We start from the raw sequence: 23,211 nt of genomic DNA on the forward strand, positions 1-23,211 counted from the left end.
CTGCGGTCTCCAATGCCCTAGAACGGAAGAACCTGGTCGAGGATCTGCTGGCCGTAGGCCGGCTGCTGGACCTCGCTGACGCGGCCGCGGCCGCCATAGGAGATGCGCGCCTCGGCGATGCGTTCATAGGAGATGGTGTTCTCCGCGCCGATATCCGACGGGCGCACCATGCCGGCGATGGTGAGCACCCTGAGCTCATAATTGACGCGCACTTCCTGCGAGCCCCTGATCATTAAATTGCCATTGGGCAGAACTTCGGTGACGACGGCAGCAACGTTGAGCTCCAGGTTTTCCGAGCGCTTGATCTCGCCGTCCGCATTGGTTTCGGTGCTGGAGCTCAGGCCGGCGTCGCCCTTGCCGCTCGTGCTCTTGTCTTCCCATCCGAGCGTGACGTCGTAACCCAGCTTGCGCGAGGCGGTGCGGCTCCTGTCGTTCTGGTTCTTGAAGTTGGCCTTGTCGTTGAGCTTGATCCTGACGGTGAGAATGTCGCCCTCGCGCAATGCCCTGGGATCGGTGAACAGCCGGCTCTGGCGATCGTCCCACAGCGAGAATTTCTTGACCGGCGCCGCAGGCGGCTCGGGGTAGCTGTAGGGCGAAGCTCCTTCATTGCCGATGCCGGAACCGACCGGCGACAGTGAAGGCTCCCTGCCGATCTCCTTGAGATTGGTGCCGCAGCCGGACAAAGCTGCGACCGCGCACAGGACAAGCGTTCTGCGGGTCATGACGGATCTACCCTTCGGGCTGCGCTGGCCATGATGCCGGTGAGCGTCGCCGCCGCCTTCTGGTCCATTTCGTTGAGGATGACGCCGGCCTTGCGCGAATCGAGCTTCATCAGGATGGCCGCGGCGAGATCGGCATTGACGATGGCCAGGCGCTCGGCCGCCGCGTCGGGCTTCATGCCGGCATAGATCTTGACGACGCTGTCCTCGGCCCGGGCCAGGAACACTTCGCGCCGCTTCAGCCAGGTCTCGTATTCGGCCCGCTTGTCGTCCAGTGCCTTCATGCGTTGGTCGATGCCGGCCTGGAGCTGTTTCAACTCCTCCGCCTGCAAGACGTAGCGGCGGTCGCGGGCGGCGTCGGCTATGTTGGAGCAGAAGCGCTCGATCTCGCTTTGATCGGGAGCCTTCTCCCGGGCCAAAAGCTGCGGCGCGGGTGCGGGCGGCGCGCCCGGCAGGACCTGGCGGACGGCTTCCTCGGCGTGCACGCCGCTGGAAAAGGCCGTCAGAGCGCAGGCCGCGAACAGCATCGCGGCGGGGCGGCATCCTTGATGGAATGAGGGGGATGAGATCATCGGCATCGCCTATTGGAGAACCAGATCGGCCTGCAGGGCGCCGGCCGACTTGATGCCTTGCAGGATGGCAATGATGCCGTCGGGCTTCACGCCGAGGCGGTTGAGACCGGAAACCAGGGTTTGCAGGTCGGGGCCGTCGAGCACGGCGACGCGCGCGTCGGGCCGGCTGGCGTCGATGGCAGTGAACGGCTCGACGGCGGTTTCGCCCTTGGAGAAGGGTTCGGGCTGCACGACGCGTGGCGCTTCGGTGATGCGCACCGTCAGCGTGCCGTGGCTGATGGCCACGCGCGAGATCTTGACATCGTTGCCGATGACGATGGTGCCGGTGCGCTCGTCGATGACGACACGGGCCGGCGTATCGGATTCGACCACGAGGTTCTCGATCTCTGCGTAGAAGCGGGCCGCGGAGACGCTTTTCGGCCGTCTGATCTGGACGGTGCGGGAATCGCGCTCGGCCGCCACGCGCATGCCGAAGCGCTGGCTGGTGTAGTCATTGATCGCGTCGGCGATGCGAATGGCGGTCGAGAAATCGGGATTGCGCAACTGCAGCGTCAGTATCGGCTGGTCATCGAACTCGGCCTTCACGGCACGCTCGATGATGGCGCCGTTCGGCACGCGGCCCGCGGTCGGGACGCCTTGCGTCAACTGCTCGGCCTGACCCTGGGCGGTGAAGCCCGAAACGATGACCGCGCCCTGGCCGACGGCATAGATTTCGCCGTCTGCCGCCTTCAGCGGCGTCATGATCAGCGTGCCGCCGGCGAGCGAGGTGGCGTCGCCCATCGAGGAAACGTCGATGTCGATGCGCGCGCCCGACTGCACGTAGGGCGGCATGTTGGCGGTGACGATGACGGCGGCGACGTTCTTGGCACGCGCGCTGCCGCCTTCGGTGGCGATGCCGAGATTCTCCAGCATGGCGCGGATCGACTGTTCGGTGAACGGCGAGTTACGCAAGCTGTCGCCCGATCCGGCGAGGCCGATGACCAGGCCGTAGCCGACGAGCTGGTTGTCGCGTGAACTCTGCAGCTGCGCGATGTCCTTGATGCGCGAGGCGACCTGGCCCGGCGGCAGCGAGCTTGGCCCGGGCGAGACGCGGAACATGCGCGTGGTGGTGGCCGGATCATATTCAGGATCGTCATAGACGCCGCCATTCCTGGCGGCGAGTTCGCGCTTGGCCTTGGGCGTGAGGCCGTCGGCCAAGGCAGGCTGCAGGCCGAGCGCGGCCGCAAGCAGGATAATAAGCGGACGCGTCATGAAGCGCTGACCTGGATGGTTCCGTCAGCCATCACCGTGCCGGAGAGAATCTTGCCGCTGTCGCTGTTGCGAACCTTGATGAGATCGCCGGCCGAGCCTGGCTGCAAGGTCACGGCGGTGGCCGATATCGTCAGTCCGCCGGCGATGAAGAAAACCTGCACGGCAGCGCCCTGCTCGACCAGCCAGGCGTCGCGAATGGCGGCGGCGGGGATGTAGCGGCCGGGCAGCAGCGTGCGCTTGGCGATCTTGCCCTGGAGTTCCTCGGCAAGGGTCGCCACCGCGTCGGGCTTGTGCTTGCCGGGGATGAGGGTCACCTGCTTGAGGGCCGCGAGCTCGATGGTCTCGCCGGGATAAATGACCCGGTTTGGGATCAGCACGACCTCGCCGGCAGGCTGCCTGCTGGCGATCTGCGTTGCCGACCGGTTGGCCGCGTCCTGCGCGAAAGCCGGCATGCCGCCGGTCACCAGCGCAAGGACGAGCGCGGTGCGGCGGAACGCGGAGCAGGAGACCGGACCGGCCATTGTCGTTACCTGATGTTCTTGGAGACGACCGAGGCCATGTCGTCGGCGGCCTGGATGACCTTGGAATTCATCTCATAAGCGCGCTGCGCCGAGATCAGTTCGGTGATTTCCTTGACCGGGTCGACGTTGGAGGCCTCGAGATAGCCTTGCTGGATGGTGGCGAAGCCGGGATCGCCGGGCACGCCGGCATTGGCCGGGCCAGAGGCGGTCGTTTCCTGGAACAGATTGTCGCCGAGCGGCGCCAATCCGGCTTCGTTGGCGAAGTTGACGATCTGGAGCTGACCGAGATTCTGCAGGTCGGTCTGGCCGTCGATGCGGGCGAAGACCTGGCCCGTCTTATTGACGATGACCTCGACGGCGTCGACCGGGACGTTGATCGCTGGAATGACGCTGGCACCGTCCACCGTCACCAGCTGGCCGGTGGCGTTGGTGTTGAAGGCGCCGGCGCGGGTGTAGAGCGTGCCGCCATCGGCGCCTTCGATCTGGAACCAGCCCCTGCCGGTGAGCGCCATGTCGAAACTGTTGCCGGTGCTGGTCAGTTCGCCCTGGGTGTGGACGTTGCGCACGGCGGTGGTCTTGACGCCGAGGCCGATCGAGACGCCCTCCGGCACCAGCGAAGCGTTGGAGCGGTTGGGCACGCCTTGCGTGCGGTCGACCTGGTAGAGCAGGTCGGAGAATTCGGCGCGCGCCCGCTTGTAGCCGGTGGTGTTGATGTTGGCGATATTGTTGGCGATGACTTCCAGATTGGTCTGCTGGGCGTTCATGCCGGTAGCGGCGATGGCGAGTGCTTTCATGGCCGAACTCCTCAGATGCTCATGCGGCTGACTTCGAGATAGGCCGAAACGACCTTGTCGCGGATGGCGACGGCGGTCTGCAGCGCCTGCTGGGCGCTCATGACGGCATCGACGACCTGGCGGGTGTCGGCGTCGCCCTTGAGCGCCTGGACCGAGACCTGCTCGGCGTTCTGCAACGTGTTGACGGTCTTTGTGGCCGCCTGGCTCAGCGCCTCGGCGAAGGAGGTGCCGAGGTTGCCTGCGGTCGCGGGCGCAACGCCGCCCTGAAGCAGCTCAGTCGCCGTATCGCCAAGTCCAGGCTTCAGGTTGAGCGCGCCGATGCCGTTCACGATCATTGGTTCCTCATCAGGTCGATGGTCATTGAAATGAGATCGCGCGCCTGCTTCACGACTTGCAGGTTAGCCTCGTAGGAGCGGTTGGCCTCGGTCATGTCGGCCATTTCGATCAGCACGTTGACGTTGGGCATCTTGACGTAGCCCTTGTCGTCGGCGGCCTCGTTGCCGGGCTGGAATTCCACCGGAAAATCGCTGGGATCGCGGTCGATCGAGTTCACTTCGACCGTTGAGCTGCCAGTGGTCCGGTCGAGCTCGGAGACGAAGCTGATGGTCTTGCGGCGATAGGGGTCGGAGCCGGGGGTGGTGCCGGTCGACTGGGCATTGGCGAGGTTTTCGGAAACCACGCGCAGCCGCTCCGACTGGGCGCCGAGGCCGGAGGCTGCTACTTTGAGGGCTGCTGTGAGCGCGTCCATGGTCAGCTCTTCACCGCCATCATCATCATCGAATGGAATGCCTTGACGATTGCCGTGTTGAGTTCGAAGGAGCGGCGCACCTCACCGGCCTTGAGAAGCTGGTCCTCGAGCACGACGGTGTTCTTGGACGGCATGACGACGCCGTCGTCTTCCTGTGGCTTGATCGCGAAACCGGCATTGGTCGCGGCGCTGCCGAGGTGTCCGGCCTGTGTCGTCTGCAACGACACCGCCGCGCGGTCGAGCACCTTCTCGAACGGCTCGACATCGTTTGCCGTATAGCCCGGCGTGTTGGCGTTGGCGATGTTGCCGGCGACCGCCGACTGACGCACGGCCAGCCATTGCGCTTGCTTGGCGGCGAGATCGAAAAGAGAAACGGGCTCCATGGGAATCTCCGGGCGTGTGCCCAAAGACTAGGCCGCCAGTCTTGCGCGGACCTTGCGGGCGGACGCAACCGGCAAGCGCGGCGAACTTACCTGGAAAGCTCGATCACCTGGTTGGCGCTGGTGACCATCACCCATTTGCCGTTGCGTTGCTCGATCGACGACACTTTGTTGGAATCCGGCAGGACCGAGCCACGCTGGACCATCCACAGCCCGGTGTCGTCCTCGATCATGGCGCGGCCATTGGCGACGTGGACCATGCGGAATTTGGTGACGTCGGCCGGAAAGGGCTGGTCATCTGGCGCCGGGGCGGCGCTGGGATCATCCTGCACGGTTCCGGTGGCAAGCAGGTCGATATTGGCATTCGGAACGTCCTTGGCCGTCAGCGGCGCGCTGCGCTCGGCAACCACGCCGCCGCCCTCGCGTCCGGAATTGGTGCCGGTGCCGCCGAACTTGATTGCCTGGACGCCGAACTGTTCCTGATTGAAGAAGATATACCAAGGAAACAGCGCGCAGATCAGGCCGAGCGTGATGCCGAGCGCTGCGATGACGAAATCGCTGCGCCGGTCGGCCTTCTTGCCCAGCCTGGGAAACGCGGTCTTGGGTGGCTGCGGCCATTGCGGCGCGGCGAAGAGCCCGTCGATGGCCGAGTTGCGGCTGGCTTCGATCTCTTCTTCGGCTTTCGCCTCCGCGATCATTTCGCGCAGGATACGCTCGGTATGCTGGAGCTCAGTCCCCTGGTTCGGCATTCTGCTTTCCCTTGAGATGGCGGGCGAGATCGGAGAACGGATCAGCGGACGGGCGGTCCTTCGGCGATTGCATCAGCGCCTCGTAGATCACGGGTACCTGGCGCACCGCCATATCGAGTTCGGCGTCGGCGCCGCCCTGATAGGCGCCGAGCAGGCGGATGTCGCGCGTGTCCTCGAAGCGGGAGATCATCGACTTCAGCCGTGTCACCAGCGCGCGCTGCTCGACGCTCCAGGCCTTGCCGGCCAGGCGTGATATGGACGACAGCGGATTGACCGGCGGATAGCGGCCCTGTTCGGCGATCGCGCGGTCGAGCACGACATGGCCGTCAAGGATGCCGCGCACGGAATCAGCCACCGGATCGTTGTGGTCGTCGCCGTCGACCAGCACGGAAATGATCGCGGTGATCGATCCTTTCCCTTCCACTCCCGGCCCGGCGCGTTCGAGCAGCTTCGGCAGCTCGGTGAAAACCGAAGCGGGATAGCCGCGCGCGACCGGCGGCTCACCCGTTCCCGTCGCTACTTCGCGCAGGGCGTGGGCAAAGCGGGTGATCGAGTCCAGCACCAGAAGCACGCGGTGGCCCTGGTCGCGAAAATGTTCGGCGACGCGCATCGCGGTGTCCGGCGCGCGCCGGCGCATCATGGCGCTTTCGTCGCTGGTGGCGACGACGGCTACGGTCTTGGCCATGCTGTCGCCGATCGTGTCCTCGAGGAATTCGCGGACCTCGCGGCCGCGTTCCCCGATCAGCGCCACGACGACGGTGTCGAAAGCGTCTGCGCCGGCGAGCATGGCCAGCAGCGTCGACTTGCCGACACCGGAACCGGCAAAGACGCCCATGCGCTGGCCGAAACAGAGCGGCGTGAAAATGTCGATGACCTTGACCCCGGTCATGAAGGCGGTGCCGACGCGCTGGCGCGCCATGGCGCCGGGCGTGGCGGCCCCGGATATGCCGTCGCCCCTGATCAATGGCGGGCCACCGTCGATCGCCCGGGTGAGCGCGTCGATCGTGCGGCCGCGCCACGAGGCATGCGGCGCCACGGCGAGCGGACCGCGACGGAAAACGGCGTCGCCTATGCCGGCATCGGCACTGCGTTCGAAGGGGGCCACGACAATCTCGTCGCGGCTGATCTTGACGATCTCGCCGCGGCGCGTGCCGGCATGGCCGCGCTGTTCGACAAGATCGCCCAGCCTGGCGAAATCCGAAAGGCCGCGCACCTTGTAATGCGTCGATGTGACTTCGGTGACGAGGCCGCCGCGTTTGAGCAGTCCCTCGGCATCGCTGAAGCGCCGCCATATCCGCTCCAGCGCGGCAAGCCGGTCTTCCGGCGTTGGCTGGGGCAGTCTTTCAGGTGCGCGCAGGGTTGGCTGGTCGAGCGACATGCTACTTCGAGCCGAGCGTCTTGATCGCCTCGTCGGTGGAGGAATCAGTCTGCCGCATCAGGGCGGCGGTGTTCTCGAAAGCGCGCTGGACCATGATCAGCCGCGTCATCTCCAGCACCGGATTAACGTTGGATTCCTCGACGAAGCCCTGGGCGACGCCGATATCGGCGCGATCGGTCACCGGCTCGGGCGTGCGCGCCGGCACTATGCCGGAATTGCCGTAGCGCACGAAATTTTCGCCCGGATCGAAATTGTACAGGCCAATGGAGCCTACCAGCTGATCGTTCTGGCGCAACGAGCCGTCGGCACCGGCCTTGGGGGGGCCGTTGCGGGGGTCGAGTTGGATCGGCGCGCCGCCGGCGTCGAGGACGGGATGTCCCTCGACCGACATCAGCTCGCCATTCTCGTTCATCGAGAAGCGGCCGTCGCGGGTCATGACGGTGCCGACCGGCGTCTCGATGGCGAACCAGGCGTCGCCCTGTATGGCGAAATCGAACGGATTGCCGGTCTCGGTCAGAGAGCCATGGGCGCCGGAAAGGTAGGTCTTGCCCGAGGAGGCGAAGGACACGGATTTCGGCCCGCTGCCGGACACCACGTCCTCGAACTTCACGCCGGTGGCGCGAAAGCCGACGGTCGAGGCATTGGCGACATTGTCGGCGATCGTGTCGAGCCGGCGCTCGAGCGCGATCTGCGAGGAAAGGGCGACGTAGAGACTGTCCCGCATGGTCAGAACTTCAACTTCTGCATGGCCATCATCAGGTCGGTGGAGATCCCCGCCGTGACCGGCTTGGCGAAGAGCACGCTGATCGACGACACGGCTGACGAGGTTGGGTGGTTGATCTCGTACATGGAGGTGAAGCGGGTCAGGAACTTGCCGAGCTTTTCGGGGTCGGAGAAATCAGAAATGTCGAGCTTCTGCTCGAACAGCTGCGCCTGCTTGTCGACGTCGGCGGTGGCGAAGGAATCGGGCAGGCCGAGCACGGTGCGCACCACGCTGGCAAGAGCGGTGTCGGCGAGCACATCGTACCAGCTGGTGATATCAGGCGCCTTGCGCTGGAAATAGAGCGCCAGCCGTACGCCCTCGTTGGTTTGGCCGGCATCCTCCTCCAGCGTCTGGCGCATGTATTTGTCCACGGTCGGCTGCTGTGCCGGATTGGTCGTGGTGGCCGCTTCGCCGTATTGTTCGAAGTTGAAGGCGGAGGCGAGCCCGGCATAGGCTTTGTTGGTCATCTTGTTGGCGACGCTGTCGGGGTCGCGGACGCCACCGGCCAGGACGCTGCGGATGAGATCCTTGCTCTCTGTCGCCGGATCGAGCGCGTAGGCCGAGAGGGCATAATTGTACAGGCGGCTGTTGGCCATCAGATCGTCGATGGACTTCACGTTCGTGATGTTGGCCAGGTAATATGCGGTCTCCGACTTGATGTAGTCCGCATTCGGCTTGATCAGGCCAAGCGCCGACCCTGTCGTGTAGATTTTCGGCGTATCTTTCAGTACGGCGTCGCGCGTGGTTGTCTGATCGCCATATTGGGCAAAATCGAAGGCCGTGACGAAGTTGGCGTATCGTTTATCGGTCAGCTTGTTTGCAGGGCTATTGGGATCGCTCACGCCGCCCTCGAGCATGGCGCGGATCTGCTGCGGGGTTTCGGTTGACGCATCCAGTCCATATGACGCCATGGCGAATGTAAGCAGGCGCTTGTCCGCCATGAGGTCGTCAATCGACTTCACCTTGGAAATGTTTGCCGCGTAGTAATCGGCCTCGCCCTTGACGTACTGCGCGCTCGGCTTGACCAACGTCAGCCCGGCTCCGGCCATGTAGCCCTTAGGCACCGCCTGCTGGACGTTGTCGCGCGCGGTCGTCTGATCGCCATACTGGACGAAGTCGAACGCCGAGACGAAGTTGGCGTAACTCTTGTCGGTCAGCTTGTTGGCGGGACTGTTGGGATCGCTGACGCCACCTTCGAGCATCGCCCTGACCGTTGCGGTCGGTTCGGTTTCGGCGTCGAGCCCGAATGCGGCCATCGCGTATGTCAGCAGGCGGCTGTCGCCCATCAGGTCGTCGATCGACTTAACCTTGGAGATGTTGGTGACATAGTAGGCGGTTTCGCTCTGATAGTAAGAGAAGCCCGCCTGCGAGGCGCCGATCTGGACTTGCAGCGCATAGTTGCCGGTCACCAGCTGCTGCGCCTTGTTGTAGACGGTGGTATTGGCGCCGTTGGCTGCGAAGTTGAAGGCGCTGACAAATTCGGCGTAGCGCTTGTCGGTCAGCTTGTTGGCGAAACTGTTGGGGTCGGAAACGCCTTCCTTGAGCGCCTTGATCATGAACGCCTTGGCGTAAGCCATGTCCTCCAGGCCATAGGCCTTCATGGCATATTTGAACAAACGGTCATTGTTGACGAAATCGTCGATCGATTTCACCTTGGTGATGTTGTCCAGATAATATTTGGTGTCGCGATCGACCGTCGGCTGCTTTTCGATGCGGTCGATCGACTTGTCGATGTCCCTGGTGATCATCTGGTAGCTGGTATAGGTACTGAGCAAGGACGCGCCTCCGGCCGAAGCTATGCCAGCACAATAAACCCACTTCCTTGCGCGAAACTGAATCGCGCCGATCGGCTCGATGCCGCTCCGATTCAAGCCTCACACAAGGCACGGGGACTATCCCTTGCAGCTGACTTGAAATGCGGAAGGACCTCTCGTGGGCATTCTGATTGGACTGGTGGTGACGCTCGGCTGCGTCCTTGGCGGCTTCATGGCCATGGGCGGGCATCTGCATGTGCTGATGCAGCCCTGGGAAGCGGTGGTCATCTGCGGCGCCGCACTTGGCACCTTCCTCGTTGCCAATCCGATGAAAACGGTCAAGGACACCGGCAGGGGCATCCTCGAAGCCTTCAAGCAGGCCGTGCCGAAGGAGCAGGATTATCTGGAAACGCTCGGCGTGCTGCACAGCCTGATGCGTGAACTGCGCTCGAAGTCGCGCAGCGAGGTCGAAGCGCATATCGACAATCCCGAAGAATCGGCGATCTTCCAGGCATTCCCCACCGTGCTGAAGAACCACGACCTGACGCATTTCATCTGCGACTATTGCCGCATCATCATCATCGGCAACGCCCGTTCGCACGAGATCGAGGCGCTGATGGATGAGGAAATCCAGACCATCAAGTCCGACAAGATGAAAGCCTACCACGCGCTGGTGGCGGTCGGCGACGGCCTGCCGGCGCTCGGCATCGTCGCCGCCGTGCTCGGCGTGGTCAAGGCGATGGGCGCGCTCGACCAGTCGCCGGAAATCCTTGGCGGCCTGATCGGCGCGGCGCTTGTCGGCACCTTCCTCGGCATCTTCCTGTCTTACGCGGTGGTCGGGCCCGTCGCCACCAAGATCAAGACGGTGCGCGAGAAGAAGAACCGCCTCTACATCATCGTCAAGCAGACGTTGCTCGCCTACATGAACGGCGCCCTGCCGCAGGTGGCGATCGAGTTCGGCCGCAAGACCATATCGTCCTATGAGCGGCCGACCATCGACGCCGTCGAGCAGAGCACGATGAACACCGGCTCCGCCGAGAAAAGGGCCGCCTGAGCGATGCGCGACAGATCGGTGCCGACATTGTCATGACCAGTCCCGGCAGTCCCTCACAAGCGCGCTCGCTGATCATCGAGCGCCTGGTCGGCGACAGCGGCGAGGCCGCCCAGGTCATCGGCACCGGCCGGGGCATGGCAGAGCGCGCTGCGCCGCTGCTGCAGAAGAGCCTGACCAGTGAGCTTGGAGTTCCGGTCACCGTCGATCTCAGGGGCGTCGAGGTCAGCCGCGTCGCGGAGGCCCGCTCCCGTGCCGGCGATACGTTTGCCATGACCATCGTTGCGTCAGCCACGTCTTCCGATGCCATGACCCTGGTGATCGATGCGCCGGCGATCGCGGTCACGCTTTGCACGCTGTTCGGCGGTGACCCGGAGATGCCGGCATCTCCGATAGAGCGTGATCTGTCGCAGATCGAGGTCGATGTTTCGACCATGGTGTTCCAGCAGGTCGCGCAGGCACTGAACGGATCGGGACGACGATCGCTCGACCTGCGCCTGCCGGTGCCGCGGGCGATGTCGGGCACCGAAGCCAAACGGCACGTGTTGCGCGATGGCGCTGCAATCCGCATCGTCTTCGGCATCTCGACGCCGGCCGACAGCGGCACCGTTACGGTGACAATGCCGCAGCGTGTCGTGCTGGCCAGCCGGGACAGCGCTGCCGCCGGCGGCGAGAACGATCAGGGCGCCAGCTGGCGCGCGCGCTTTTCGGAAGAAGTGATGCGCTCCACGGTGGCGCTCGAGGCGACCATGCCGCTGGCCCGACTGACGCTCGGCGATCTTGCCGATTTCGAAATTGGCCAGATCATCGAATTCGAGGAAACGGCGCAGTCGCAAGCGCGTCTCGGCGCGCGCGGCCAGACGCTGTTCGTATGCGAGTTCGGCAAGCTGGGACAGAATTACACCGTCCGGATCAAGCATCCCTATGATGCCGGACAGGATTTTATCGACGGGCTCATGCCGGCTGGTGCCGGGCACGCCTGAGCTTTTGGAGACGATGCATGGCCAAGACCAAGGCAGAAGCCGAAATCGACCAGCCGGACGAGCAGCTCGACCGCGCCATCGAGGAATTGCGCGGGGTTCTGCATGAAGAGGAACAGCGCCCCGATATCGCGTTCAAAGCCGCGTCCGCGGCCAATTCAAGCGTCATCATGAACATCCCAGTCGACGTCCAGATCATTCTCGGCAGCACCGAGATGCCGGTGTCTGATCTAATGGCGCTGCAGAAGGGCTCCACGGTCGCACTCAATCGCCGCATCGGCGAACCGGTCGACGTGGTGGTCAACGGCCGCAGAATAGCGCGCGGCGAGATTACCGTGCTCGAAAGCGACCCGTCGCGCTTCGGCATCAGGCTGACCGAAATCATCGCCGGCACGAAGGGCGCGTGAAGATGCGTCGCGGGTCTTGCGGGCGGCAGCGGGAGCGAAAGGCATGACAACGTCCCTTTCCCTGACGCGTCCGCAGAAGGCGGCCGCCATACTGGTGGCGATGGGCAAGCCGTCGGCCAGCCGCCTCTTGAAATTCTTCAAGCAGGAGGAATTGAAGGCGCTGATCGAGGGCGCCCGGCTGCTCAGGACCATTCCGCAAGGCGATCTCGAGCGCATCGTCGCCGAGTTCGAAGCGGAGTTCACCGAAGGCGCGGGACTGCTCGATTCCGCCGACAGGATGGACACAATCCTCAACGAATCGCTCTCGCCCGAGGAGATGAGCGCGATCATGGGCGACAAGAAATTCGAGGTTGCGCCGGAAGGTCCGCCGCCGATCTGGCCCGAGCTCGAGAAGCTCGAGCCGATGCGGCTTGGTACTTTCCTGGCCGGTGAACATCCGCAGACTGCGGCCATGGTGCTGTCGAAGCTGGCGCCGCAGGCGGCGGCGAGCGTGCTGTTGACGTTGAGCAAGCCGACGCGCGGCGAGATCATCAAGCGCATGGTGACGATGGCCAATGTTCCCGACGCCGCCAGCAGGATCGTCGAAAACCGGCTGCGCACCAGCGTGCTGGCGGAAACCGCGACCAAGGATACATCGGCCGGACAGGCGCGCGTCGCCAGCGTTCTCAACGAATTGGACAAGCCGCTGCTCGAGGAGGTCATGCAGGATCTGGAGGCCGCCGGCACGCCCGATCTCGACGGCGTCCGGGCTCGGCTGTTCTCCTTCGACGATTTGCCGCTGCTTACCCAGAAAGCGCGCGTGCTTCTATTCGACGGCCTGTCGACCGAACTGGTCACGCTGGCGCTGCGCGGCACTTCGGCGATCCTTGCCGAAGCCGCGCTGTCGGCGATCGGCGCGCGCTCGCGGCGCATGATCGAAGCCGAACTCGGAGAAGGATCCGAAGGGGTTCCCCTCGCCGACATCATGGCGGCGCGCAAGACGATCGTGACGACGACAATCCGGCTGGCGCGCGAAGGCGCGTTCGAACTTCCCGCGACCCAGAACGCCGCCGCCTAAGGCCGGATCATGGCAGAGGCGGTCGACAAGGATTCCAAAACCGAAGAAGCGACGGAAAAGAAGATCCGCGACACCATCGAACAGGGCAAGCTGCCCCATTCGAGGGAGACCGCGCTCCTGGCCTCCTTCGTCGCCATACTGGTGTTCACCGTCTTCTACGCCAAGGATGCCATTGTCGATCTCGGCATGTTCCTGTCGATGTTCCTGGAGAAGCCGGAAGCTTGGCCGATGGACACCGAGACCGACGTCATCGCGCTCTACAAGATCGTCATGCTGGAGGTGGGCCGTGCCATCCTCAGCCTGCTGGTGCTCCTGACCATCGCCGGCGTCGGCGCCTCGGTGTTCCAGAACATGCCGCAATTCGTCGGCGAACGCATCAGGCCGCAGCTGTCGCGCATCTCGATCGTCAAGGGCTGGAACAGGCTGTTCGGAGTGCAGGGTTGGGTCGAGTTCCTGAAGGCGCTCGGCAAGGTCGGCTTCGCCATCGTCGTGCTCGCCTTCACCCTGTCCGAGGATCACCGCAAGCTGCTCGCCGGCATGATCACCAATCCCGTCGCCTTCGGCCTCGTCATCCGCGGCATTGCGGTCGACATACTGGTGGCGATCGTCTTCGTCATGGGCCTGATCGCGGCGATCGACATTGTCTGGTCGCGCTTCCACTGGAAGCAGGACCTGCGCATGAGCAAGCAGGAGGTCAAGGACGAGTTCAAGCAGTCCGAGGGCGACCCGATCGTGAAGTCGCGGCTGCGCTCGCTGGCGCGCGACCGCGCTCGCAAGCGGATGATGACGGCGGTGCCGCGCGCGACGCTGATCATCGCCAACCCGACGCATTTCTCGATCGCGCTGAAATATGTGCGCGACGAGGATTCGGCACCGCTGGTGCTGGCCAAGGGGCAGGATCTGGTGGCGCTCAAGATCCGCGAAATCGCGCGCGAGCACAACATCCCGATCTTCGAGGACGTGGCGCTCGCCCGCTCCATGTACAAGCAAGTTTCGGTCGATAGTGTGATCCCGTCGCAATTCTACCAGGCCGTCGCCGAACTGGTACGGATCGTCTACTCGAAAAAGGCTGGGCGCAGACAGATTTCATGAACCGCCAACCGCACGCCAACTCCCGCGAGATCATCGTCGCCAGCGCCATCGAGCAAGTCGTGGCGGAGCTCAGGCTGATCGATGTCGCCGATTATATCGCGTTCATCCGGCTGGAGCATTTCGCCTGCCTGTCGGATCTGGTCGATTCGGCGGCGGAGCTGTTCTTCAAGCCGGGCACGCTGAGGCTCGGCCATGGCGGCGAGGCCCATGTCGACTGGAGCGGCAGCCCGCGCATCGTGCTCGATCTCGAGCTTCGGCCGCCGGGCGTCACGGTCTATTTCCAGCTGACGCTGAGCGAAAAAGGCGCCTCGGTCGCGGTCAACTACGTGTCGTTCGAAAAGCCCGGCGAGGACCCCGAGCACAACACGGCGCTGCTCGAGGCGGTGGTCGAACAGGCGCGGATCCGCAAGGTCGAGCCGCTGGCGTTCTAACTATTCGATCAGGCCGAGCCGCAGCGCCTTGGCGACCGCCTGGTTGCGGTTGACGGCATTGAGCTTCTGGGTCGACTGGGTGAGATACTGGTTGGCGGTATGCACTGACAGTTTCAGGAGCCGCGCGATCTCCTCGCTGGTGTTGCCGTTGGCGGTCAGTTTCAGGCATTCGAGCTCGCGCTTGGAGATCGCGCGCGTCTTGCCGACATCGCCCGGACGCATGCGGGCGACGGCGGCGAACAGCGAAAAGCAACGGGCGTGGATTTCATAGAGCGCGTCCTGCGGCAGGGCGATCTCCGAGCCCAGGAAGACGACGAGGCCGCACTGGCCGCGGTCGGCGTGGACGGGAAAGGCGATGCCGCTGCTGCCGGGCGCCAGCGGCGCCATCTGCTCGGTCCAGGCAAGGCCGCCGAACATCTCGCCCATGGTCGCCACACCGTCATCCGTCCACCAGCGCGGTTCGGTCGAGATCCTGCTATGGCGCACGATCTCCTCGCCATTGGCGCCCGAGATGAACTTGGTCGCCACCGATATGCCGGGATAGTCGGAATCGAAGCACGGCACCAGCCGCGCCCGCTCGAGCGACGGGCTGACGAAGAACAGGCCGAAGGCCGAGGCATTGATGTCGACGGCGATCCAACGGCAGCGCCGCACAGCATCGGGAATGGTCACGGCGTGATGCGTTTCGGAGCCGAGCGAGAAGGCGCCGAACGGACTGCGCTGGTCGTTGAATAGGGCCTCGGCGGCCTGCTTGACGTCGGCCTGTTTCAAATGATGCCGCTCCTGATCGCCGTGGCGATGGCCATCGCGCGGTTGCTGGCCGCGAATTTCTGGATGGCGTGGGTGATGTAGCTGTTGACGGTGTTGGAGGACACGCCAAGGATGACGGCAACCTCGTCCGTGGTCTTGCCTTCCGAGACCCAGAACAGGCATTCGCGCTCGCGGTCCGACAGCGGATCCTGCATGGCGGCGGCGGCGATCAGTTGCGGAATATGCGAGAGCGCGTAGCAGCACTTCAACTGCGCCTTCATCAGCGCCGGCTGGTCGATCCGGCCGGCGGCCCCCGCCGAGAACAGCGCGAACAGGCGTTGGCGGCCGACATTCAGCCTGAGCGAATAGATCTCGGCATGGCCGAGCACGTCGAGCAGACGTGCCTCTTCGCCGGAGACCAGCCCCTCGGCCTGTGGTGCCTGCGCCGACACCAGCGGCCTTGGACGCATGCCCGGCGCAACGGTGAGCGCGCCCTGGGCGAGGCCAGCGATCAGCCGCTTGCCGATCAGTTCGATGGCGTCGAAAATCCAGTTGGACGAGACGATGCGCGCGTCATTGCGGTCCTGATCGTGGACGATGGCGACCAGCATATAGCTGTCGGCACCGATCTCGGCGGTCAACTCCATGAAAAAGTTGGTGAGATCGCCGCGCGACGTCAGGCGCGAGCCCAATGTGTCGGATTGAAGAAGCGCGGCGGGACTGCTCATTTTGCTGTTTTTGGCCGGAATCGATGCTGATGTCCGGATGCTGGAGAGCCAGCCGCCGAACCTGAAAACGCGTTACATTTACGAGACACACACAAGCGCGGGTCGCGCCCGATCAGACGGAATCCATTCAGGGAACGCGAAGCCGTCCGCGTCTGGCGCCGGAAAATTCCGGCACTTGAGACTTTGGGTGGTCGCCGCGCCCCCCGAGGACCGGCTGATTCGGGTCTAATCTACCCGTAGATGAATCTGACATCAAACGCGATTTGACAAAATCGAATCGAGCGGACTCAGGCCGCGACTCAGGCGCCGATTTTCGTGCGTTTCGGTGCGTGAAAATGTTCGAGCCGTGCAAGCCGGCCATCTCGGCCGGGGCTGTTTCGGTCGCGCCTGCCAAGGGCCGGAAGATGTCGCTGGAGAATGCCAAAGAGCGGCTGACGCCGCCCTTTTTCGTGGTTTCCTGAGAGCTGCCGCGCTTCGGGCAGCCTGTTTTACCGGTCCTCGAAACCGGTCAGCACGCCGACGGCGTTGATGCCGATTTCCTCGACGGCGTAGCCGCCTTCCATGACGAACAGCGTCGGCAGGCCGAGCCTGGCGATGCGGCGGCCGATCATGGGATAGTCCGACGACTTGAGCTTGAACTGGCTGATCGGATCCTTCTCGAACGTGTCGACGCCGAGCGAGACGATGACGATGTCTGGCGCGTAGGCGGCGAGCCTGGCGCAGGCGTCTTCCAGCGAGGCGCTCCACGCGTCCCAGCCGGTACCGAACGGCATCGGGTAATTGATGTTGAAACCTTCGCCCGCGCCCGCGCCGCGCTCGTCGGCATGGCCGAGGAAGAACGGATATTCGACCATCGGGTCGCCGTGCAGGTTGAGGACCTGCACGTCGGCGCGGTCGTAGAAGATCTCCTGCGTGCCGTTGCCGTGATGATAGTCTACATCGAGGATCGAGATGCGCTTTGCGCCCTGGTCGCGGAACCACTGCGCTGCAACGGCCGCGTTGTTGATGTAGCAATAGCCGCCCATGAAGCCGGCCCCGGCATGGTGGCCCGGCGGACGGCAGAGCGCGAAGGCAGACCTTTCGCCGGCCTTGACCAGGCCGGCTGCCGTCAGCGCGACGTCGTAGGACGATTTGATCGCGGCCCATGTGCCTTCGACGAAGGTGGCGCCGCCGTCGAAGGAATAATAGCCGAGCAGGGCATCGACGCGCTTGGGCGGCACGTCGCCGCGCAGGCCGCGCGTCGGCCAGGTGAAGGGCATGGCTGTGCCTGTGTGGCCTTCGGCGATCCATTGCGGCCAGACCGTCGGCAGGAAATCGACGTAGTCGGCCCTGTGGATGCGCTTGGCGGCGGCAAGATCATGCTCGGCCGGTGCGATGATCGGCCCGAGATTCTCGCTCTCGACCCGCGCCTTGATGAATTCGGCTCGCGAGGGCTTTTCGAACCCCGGCACGATCGCCGATGTGACCAGTTCCATCTGGCCGGCATGGCCGGCATGAAGCGGCGAATAGACAGTCTTCATGAAATTCCTCTCGAATGCGAAATCAGTCAAGGTTGAGATAAGGGGTGACCAGAGCGAGCCACATGCTTTCGACATCGTCCTCGATAAGGTCGTATGTCCGGCGATCCTTTTTCAGGCCGACAAGACGGCAAGCGTGCCCGACCTCCATCATCAGCAGGCCGAGCCGGCTGGCGACCTTGTCTTCGAGAGCCGGGTTCACATGCCGCAGCCATGCCGCGTAGAGGGCGACGATCTGGTCGTCATACTCGTTCTGGATCGGTCTCAGGTCGGCGTTACCTGAAATCGCTTCGATCACCGGCATCAGGCTGGCATTGTCGAGATAAAGCCTGGAAGTGTCCGTGAAGAGCTTGCGTACCTCCCGCCGAAACTCCTCGCGGTTGGTGGGCGGGTCGACCCTGATGCGCCTCGCGATCACTTCGGGAAAGGATGACAACCAGCGCCGGGCGAGGTCCAGGAGAATGGCTTCCTTGTTGGGGAAGTATTGGTAGACCGAACCGACGGACAGGCCCGCGCGCTGCGCTATGGCGAGCGTCGTCGGCGTCCTGGTTCCTTGTTCGCGTGTCAAGGTCAGCGCCGCGTCGAGGATCCGGTCCACCACCTTGCTCGACCGTTGCTGCCGCGGCTGCTTGCGCGGTTCGAGCGCTATCCTGGTTTTGCGATCAAGACTGCGCTTCACGGCTTGATGTCCTCGTTCCCCGCCCGGTCCCAACATCGGGGCGGGGTTGTCCACAATACATTGCAAATTCCGCATGTTGACAAACGCGAATGATTAGTCGCATTCTTTTATCCACGCTGCCTTGGGGATAACAAGGGGAATTTCCAAGACAGCGCTGCGACATCATTTTTTTCCCAGTGCCGCTCCCGCGGAGCGGCGGTCGTGGGCACAGGGGTGTCGGTCTCAGCCAGTCAAAGGCGCGGAGTCGCGATGTCTGTAACGGGTGCGGGTCACAAGGCGGATCTGATCGTCATCAACGGTCGTGTGTTGACCATGGACGATGACAATCCGGCCACCGACGCCGTTGCCGTCAAGAACGGCGCCATCTTCGCCCTCGGCAGCCGTGCCTCCATCGAAGAGTTCAAGGGCCCGGCCACCAGGGTCATCGACGCCAGGGGCGGTTCGGTGCTCCCGGGTTTCATCGAAGCCCACATGCATCTGTTTTCAGGCGCGGCCGAGCTTGCCCATCTCCAATTGTCGGGCGTCCACGGTTTTGAGGCGCTGCAAAGGGCGATCCGCGACTACGCATCGACGCACCCCGATGCCAAGATGCTGGTGGGACAGGGCGTCGACTACACCGTGCTCGATGACGAGCGAGTGACGCGCCATCATCTCGATGCGATCCTGCCGGACCGGCCCTTCGTCATGGCCGCGCCCGATCACCATACGATGTGGGCCAACACCAGGGCGCTGGACATGGCAGGCATCCTAAGTGGGCGCACGCTTGGCCCGGGCAACGAGATCGTCATGGGTGACGACGGCCTGGCCAATGGCGAACTGCGCGAGGGCGAGGCTTTCGGCCCGGTGCTCGATCTTGCCGGGGAGGGCCGGGTGCGGCTCGGGCTGGCGACAGGCGGCGAGCCAGACCCGATGCCGTCAGCGGAAGAACGCGCCGCCGACCGCGACATCATGCGGCGCGGGCTCGCCTGGTGCGCGCGCCACGGCATCACCTCGATCCAGAACATGGACGGCAATCTTTACCAGCTCGAACTGCTGGCCGAGATCGAGGCCGAGGAGGGGCTACCCTGCCGTGTGCAGATACCCTTCCACTACAAGAATTTCATGACGCTCGACATGCTCGACAAGGCGTCCGCGATGGCTGAACGCTACAACAGCGAATGGCTGTCGTCAGGCATGGTCAAGGTGTTCTACGACGGCGTGCTAGATTCCTGGACGGCTGTCATGATCGAGCCCTACGCCGATCGTCCCGACTGGCTGGGCGAACCCCTGTTCACGCCTCGGCAATTCATCGATCTCGCCGTCGCCGTCGACAGGCGTGGGCTGCAGATCGCGGTGCACTCGATCGGCGACGGCGCTGTGCGCGCCGTGCTCGACGGCTACGAGGCGGCGCAAAAGGCCAATGGCAAGCGCGATAGCCGGCATCGTGTCGAACATATCGAGGTCATCGCCGCATCTGATGTGCCGCGTTTCGCCGAACTCGGCGTCATCGCCTCCATGCAGCCGCCGCATCCGCCGGGCGCCATGGATTTTCCGCTGGAGCCGACCGTGTCGCGCATCGGATCGGCCCGCTGGCCGCTGAGCTACGCCTGGCGCACCTTGAAGAGCGCCGGCGCGCATGTCGTGTTCGCGTCTGACTGGCCGGTGTCGCCGATCGATCCGATCTTGGGCATCCAGGCGGCAGTGATGCGCAAACCATGGGCATCAAGCGATCCGGACCAGAGCTTCTCGCTGCGTGAATCGCTTGCCGCCTACACGGTCGAGGGCGCCTATGCCGAATTCGCCGAGCACCGCAAGGGCACGCTGAAGCCGGGCTATATGGCCGATCTGGTGGTTTTGTCGGCCGACATCGAAAAGACGGCGCCGGCTGACCTGCACAAGGTGCGCCCGGTAACAACGATCTGCGGCGGCAAAGTCACCTACCAGGCCTGACATGGCATGCGGCTTGCCTGCTGAAATGGCGGACTGAAATGACCGACTGAACTGTGATTCACTGCCGGACTTGCCAACCCACCGGCCGTGTGGTCACATCCAACAGGGGAAAAGCTCCGCCAGCAAGAGCGGGGTCAACAGTGAGGCGTAATCGTGCCGGACAAACCGGATCGGAATGCGATTGAAGTAGTAAACGTCAGCAAAATTTTCGGATCGGGTGAGGGGCAGGTCGCTGCTCTCGACACAGTCTCGGTATCCATCCGCGAGAACGAATTCTTCACACTGCTGGGACCATCCGGCTGCGGCAAGACCACCTTGCTGCGGCTGATCGCCGGCTTCGACTTCCCAACCGCCGGCGAAATCCTGCTTTACGGCCAGGACATCGCGCCATTGCCGCCCTTCAAGCGGCCGGTCAACACCGTCTTCCAGTCCTATGCGCTGTTCCCGCACATGACGGTGGCAGACAATATCGGCTTCGGCCTGGAGATGCTGGGCAAGCCCAAGGCGCAGATCAAGGCGCGCGTCGCCGAGATGCTGAAGCTGGTCAAGATGGAGGCGCTGGCGGGCCGGCGCACCGGCCAGATTTCCGGCGGCCAGCAGCAGCGCGTGGCGCTGGCCCGGGCGCTCGCGCCGCAGCCGAAGGTGCTGCTGCTCGACGAGCCGCTCTCGGCGCTCGACTACAAGCTGCGCAAGGAGATGCAGATCGAGTTGAAACGGCTGCAGCACGAGACGGGCATCACCTTCATCTTCGTCACTCATGACCAGGAAGAGGCGCTGACGATGTCGGACCGCATCGCGGTGATGTCGTCGGGCAAGATTCTGCAAGTCGGCTCACCCTGGGATATCTACGACAAGCCTGCCGAACGCTTCGTCGCCGACTTCATCGGCGAGACCAACTTTCTCACCGCGGCCATATCGGGCACCGGCAACGGCAAGGCGCGCGCGACGCTCAAATCCGGCACGACCATCGAGGCGACCGTCGCCGAAGGCTTCCAACCGAAGGACAATGCCACCGTGGTGGTGAGGCCGGAGCATGCCAAGCTGACCAAGAGCAAGGGCGACCTGTCGGGCACGGTCGACAACATCGTCTATTTCGGCACCGACACGCATATCCATGTCCAGCTCGACAGCGGCGAAGCCTTCACCGTGCGCCAGCAGAACACGCGCAGCGCAGGCTGCGGTTTCGAGCGCGGAGACAAGGTCGGCATCCTGATCGGCAACGACGCCGCGCAAGTGCTGAGGGACTGATGGCCACCGCCGAAGAAGTCGCCAAGGCAGCGGAGCGGCGCGACGTCCGCGACCGCTGGCTGCTGTCAGCGCCGGCCTTGCTGGTCATTTTTCTCGCCGCGACCGGCCCGTTGCTGATCGTGCTCGTCTATTCGTTCCTGACGCCCGGCGCCTATGGCGACGTGAAGTGGCAATTTTCGCCGGAAGCCTGGGTGTCGGTGTTCATGGAACGCGATATTTTCGACGACACGCTGTCGCTCGCGGCCGCCCACGTCACCATCTTCCTGCGCTCGATCAAGCTCGCGGTGGTGACGACGCTGGCGACTTTGGCGCTCGGCTTCCCGACCGCCTATTTCATGGCGACGCGCAGCGAAAAGACCAGGGATCTCTGGCTATTCCTGATCACCATTCCATTCTGGACCAACCTCCTGATCCGCACCTTCGCGGTGCTGCAGATCATCCGCAACGAAGGCATCGTCAACACCATCCTTCTGAAGCTCGGCATCGTCTCGGCGCCAGTCCAGATCCTCTACACCGACACGGCGATCCTGATCGGCATGGCCTATGTCTACCTGCCGCTGATGGTGCTGCCGATCTATGCCAGCATGGAAAAACTCGACTTCCGGCTGGTCGAGGCCGGCTACGATCTCTACGCGACACGCTTCAAGGTGCTGCGCAAGATCATTTTTCCGCTGGTCAAACCCGGGGTCATCGCCGGCTCCATCCTGGTCTTCATTCCCGCCCTTGGCGCCTATGTGACACCGAGCGTGCTTGGCGGCGGCAAGAACATGATGCTGTCCAACCTGATCGAATTGCAGTTCGGACAGGGCCGCAACTGGCCGCTTGGCTCGGCGCTGTCGATCACGGTCATGATCATCGTCATGGTGGCGCTGCTGGCCTATGTGCGCAACGCCGGCAAGTCGGGGGTGCGTCATGGCTAGCAACTTCTCCATCAAGCACCAGCCTGGCTTCACCGCGATCGCGGCAACCTGTTTCGTCGTGCTCTATTTGCCGATCATCGTGCTGGTCGTCTACGCCTTCAACGCGGCGAGCTCGACCTCGGAATGGGGCGGGTTTTCGCTCAAATGGTTCCAGTCGGCCTGGCAGAACACGCAGGTCATCGATGCGACGCTGCGTTCCTTCCAGATCGCCGCCATAGCGGCGGCCCTTGCCACCATCTTCGCCACAATGGCCGCGCTCGCCACCACGCGCACTCCGCCCTATCCCGGGCTGACTTTCAAATACGCGGCCATCAACCAGCCGCTGATGGTGCCCGAAATCGTCACCGGCGTGGCGCTGCTGATCTTCTTCTCGCGCATCAAGATCTTCACCGGCTATTCCGGCCTTGGCTACCTGATCGCCGCGCATACGGCGTTCTGCATTCCGTTTGCCTACCTGCCGATCCGGGCGCGGCTGGAGAATATGGACCTGACGCTGGAACGCGCCGCCGCCGACCTCTATGCGACGCCGTGGAAGACCTTCCGCCGCATCACGCTGCCGCTTTTGTGGCCTGGCATCCTCGCCGGCCTGATGCTGGCTTTCGTCATCTCGCTCGATGACGTCGTCATCACCGAATTCGTCAAGTCGGGCGGCCAGGACACGCTGCCTACCTACATGCTCGGCCAGATCCGCCGCGGCATCACACCCGAGATCAACGCGATATCGACCGCCTTCCTGCTGCTTTCGGTCGCGATCGTCACGTTGTTTTTCTTTGTCAGCAGGAAACGAGACTGA

26 protein-coding genes are annotated in these 23,211 nt (G+C 63.7%); 10 read left to right on the forward strand and 16 right to left on the reverse strand.

Annotated features, from left to right (window positions below; genetic code table 11):
• Positions 1-17: 17 nt before the first annotated feature.
• From flgH to FJ964_RS06825, 12 genes are all read right to left on the reverse strand, one after another.
• Complete coding sequence (gene flgH / locus FJ964_RS06770; RefSeq protein ID WP_140549670.1) at positions 18-722, reverse strand: flagellar basal body L-ring protein FlgH; 705 nt, start codon at positions 720-722, stop codon at positions 18-20.
• Positions 719-1,291: a MotE family protein gene (locus tag FJ964_RS06775; protein WP_140549671.1), complete on the reverse strand. Its 573-nt coding sequence runs from the start codon at positions 1,289-1,291 to the stop codon at positions 719-721. Before FJ964_RS06775 ends, flgH begins: the two co-directional genes overlap by 4 nt.
• A 9-nt stretch (positions 1,292-1,300) precedes the next feature.
• Positions 1,301-2,542 (reverse strand): flagellar basal body P-ring protein FlgI, encoded by a 1,242-nt coding sequence (locus FJ964_RS06780; RefSeq protein WP_140549672.1) that lies wholly within the window; start codon positions 2,540-2,542, stop codon positions 1,301-1,303.
• Entirely contained in the window at positions 2,539-3,063 is a 525-nt protein-coding gene (gene flgA / locus FJ964_RS06785) for a flagellar basal body P-ring formation chaperone FlgA (protein ID WP_140549673.1), read from the reverse strand. The genes FJ964_RS06780 and flgA overlap by 4 nt, the downstream gene beginning before the upstream one ends.
• 5 nt (positions 3,064-3,068) lie before the next feature.
• Entirely contained in the window at positions 3,069-3,857 is a 789-nt protein-coding gene (flgG, locus tag FJ964_RS06790) for a flagellar basal-body rod protein FlgG (protein WP_140513636.1), read from the reverse strand.
• A gap of 11 nt (positions 3,858-3,868) precedes the next feature.
• Positions 3,869-4,192, reverse strand: a complete 324-nt coding sequence (locus tag FJ964_RS06795) for a flagellar hook-basal body complex protein FliE (RefSeq protein WP_181172387.1) — start codon at positions 4,190-4,192, stop codon at positions 3,869-3,871.
• On the reverse strand, positions 4,189-4,605 hold the full coding sequence (flgC, locus tag FJ964_RS06800; protein ID WP_140496213.1) for a flagellar basal body rod protein FlgC: 417 nt from the start codon (positions 4,603-4,605) through the stop codon (positions 4,189-4,191). Before flgC ends, FJ964_RS06795 begins: the two co-directional genes overlap by 4 nt.
• A 2-nt stretch (positions 4,606-4,607) precedes the next feature.
• Positions 4,608-4,988, reverse strand: coding sequence for a flagellar basal body rod protein FlgB (flgB, locus tag FJ964_RS06805; RefSeq protein WP_140496212.1), 381 nt, complete (start codon positions 4,986-4,988; stop codon positions 4,608-4,610).
• Between the two features lie 86 nt (positions 4,989-5,074).
• Positions 5,075-5,734 carry a hypothetical protein gene (locus tag FJ964_RS06810; RefSeq protein ID WP_140549674.1) on the reverse strand — a complete coding sequence of 220 codons (660 nt, stop codon included), beginning with the start codon at positions 5,732-5,734 and terminating at the stop codon, positions 5,075-5,077.
• Positions 5,715-7,112 (reverse strand): flagellar protein export ATPase FliI, encoded by a 1,398-nt coding sequence (gene fliI / locus FJ964_RS06815; protein WP_140549675.1) that lies wholly within the window; start codon positions 7,110-7,112, stop codon positions 5,715-5,717. The genes FJ964_RS06810 and fliI overlap by 20 nt, the downstream gene beginning before the upstream one ends.
• 1 nt (position 7,113) lies before the next feature.
• Positions 7,114-7,836: a flagellar basal-body rod protein FlgF gene (gene flgF / locus FJ964_RS06820; protein WP_140549676.1), complete on the reverse strand. Its 723-nt coding sequence runs from the start codon at positions 7,834-7,836 to the stop codon at positions 7,114-7,116.
• 2 nt (positions 7,837-7,838) lie between these two features.
• Positions 7,839-9,650: a DUF1217 domain-containing protein gene (locus FJ964_RS06825; RefSeq protein ID WP_140549677.1), complete on the reverse strand. Its 1,812-nt coding sequence runs from the start codon at positions 9,648-9,650 to the stop codon at positions 7,839-7,841.
• A 157-nt stretch (positions 9,651-9,807) separates the two neighbouring features.
• Here FJ964_RS06825 and motA point away from each other — a divergent pair, with 157 nt between their 5' ends.
• The 6 genes from motA to FJ964_RS06855 are packed head-to-tail and all read left to right on the forward strand — an operon-like array spanning position 9,808 to position 14,647.
• A complete protein-coding gene (gene motA / locus FJ964_RS06830) occupies positions 9,808-10,683 on the forward strand; it encodes a flagellar motor stator protein MotA (protein WP_140496207.1) in 876 nt (291 codons plus the stop codon).
• Positions 10,684-10,715: 32 nt separating this feature from the next.
• On the forward strand, positions 10,716-11,663 hold the full coding sequence (locus tag FJ964_RS06835) for a FliM/FliN family flagellar motor switch protein (protein ID WP_140549678.1): 948 nt from the start codon (positions 10,716-10,718) through the stop codon (positions 11,661-11,663).
• 17 nt (positions 11,664-11,680) lie between these two features.
• Positions 11,681-12,067 (forward strand): flagellar motor switch protein FliN, encoded by a 387-nt coding sequence (gene fliN, locus FJ964_RS06840; protein ID WP_140496205.1) that lies wholly within the window; start codon positions 11,681-11,683, stop codon positions 12,065-12,067.
• A gap of 43 nt (positions 12,068-12,110) precedes the next feature.
• On the forward strand, positions 12,111-13,124 hold the full coding sequence (locus tag FJ964_RS06845) for a flagellar motor switch protein FliG (protein WP_140549679.1): 1,014 nt from the start codon (positions 12,111-12,113) through the stop codon (positions 13,122-13,124).
• A gap of 9 nt (positions 13,125-13,133) precedes the next feature.
• The gene (gene flhB, locus FJ964_RS06850; protein WP_140549680.1) at positions 13,134-14,216 is read left to right on the forward strand and encodes a flagellar biosynthesis protein FlhB; all 1,083 of its coding nucleotides are present in this window, start codon (positions 13,134-13,136) and stop codon (positions 14,214-14,216) included.
• Complete coding sequence (locus FJ964_RS06855) at positions 14,213-14,647, forward strand: hypothetical protein (RefSeq protein WP_140496202.1); 435 nt, start codon at positions 14,213-14,215, stop codon at positions 14,645-14,647. Before flhB ends, FJ964_RS06855 begins: the two co-directional genes overlap by 4 nt.
• Here FJ964_RS06855 and FJ964_RS06860 read toward each other — a convergent pair whose 3' ends face one another.
• The 4 genes from FJ964_RS06860 to FJ964_RS06875 form a co-directional block, all read right to left on the reverse strand.
• Complete coding sequence (locus tag FJ964_RS06860; protein ID WP_140549681.1) at positions 14,648-15,418, reverse strand: helix-turn-helix transcriptional regulator; 771 nt, start codon at positions 15,416-15,418, stop codon at positions 14,648-14,650. It abuts the gene before it with no gap.
• Complete coding sequence (locus FJ964_RS06865; protein WP_140549682.1) at positions 15,415-16,125, reverse strand: helix-turn-helix transcriptional regulator; 711 nt, start codon at positions 16,123-16,125, stop codon at positions 15,415-15,417. Before FJ964_RS06865 ends, FJ964_RS06860 begins: the two co-directional genes overlap by 4 nt.
• A 488-nt stretch (positions 16,126-16,613) precedes the next feature.
• The gene (locus FJ964_RS06870) at positions 16,614-17,645 is read right to left on the reverse strand and encodes a histone deacetylase family protein (protein WP_140549683.1); all 1,032 of its coding nucleotides are present in this window, start codon (positions 17,643-17,645) and stop codon (positions 16,614-16,616) included.
• Between the two features lie 22 nt (positions 17,646-17,667).
• Complete coding sequence (locus FJ964_RS06875; RefSeq protein ID WP_140549684.1) at positions 17,668-18,321, reverse strand: TetR/AcrR family transcriptional regulator; 654 nt, start codon at positions 18,319-18,321, stop codon at positions 17,668-17,670.
• Between the two features lie 249 nt (positions 18,322-18,570).
• On the opposite strand from FJ964_RS06875, the gene FJ964_RS06880 reads away from it, so the two are divergent.
• The 4 genes from FJ964_RS06880 (at position 18,571) to FJ964_RS06895 (ending at position 23,211) form a co-directional block, all read left to right on the forward strand.
• Complete coding sequence (locus FJ964_RS06880; RefSeq protein WP_140549685.1) at positions 18,571-20,250, forward strand: amidohydrolase; 1,680 nt, start codon at positions 18,571-18,573, stop codon at positions 20,248-20,250.
• Between the two features lie 153 nt (positions 20,251-20,403).
• Positions 20,404-21,498 carry an ABC transporter ATP-binding protein gene (locus FJ964_RS06885; RefSeq protein WP_140549686.1) on the forward strand — a complete coding sequence of 365 codons (1,095 nt, stop codon included), beginning with the start codon at positions 20,404-20,406 and terminating at the stop codon, positions 21,496-21,498.
• A complete protein-coding gene (locus tag FJ964_RS06890) occupies positions 21,498-22,418 on the forward strand; it encodes an ABC transporter permease (RefSeq protein ID WP_140549687.1) in 921 nt (306 codons plus the stop codon). The genes FJ964_RS06885 and FJ964_RS06890 overlap by 1 nt, the downstream gene beginning before the upstream one ends.
• The gene (locus FJ964_RS06895) at positions 22,411-23,211 is read left to right on the forward strand and encodes an ABC transporter permease (RefSeq protein ID WP_140549688.1); all 801 of its coding nucleotides are present in this window, start codon (positions 22,411-22,413) and stop codon (positions 23,209-23,211) included. Before FJ964_RS06890 ends, FJ964_RS06895 begins: the two co-directional genes overlap by 8 nt.

This window comes from Mesorhizobium sp. B2-3-2 (assembly GCF_006442295.1).
GTDB lineage: Bacteria > Pseudomonadota > Alphaproteobacteria > Rhizobiales > Rhizobiaceae > Mesorhizobium.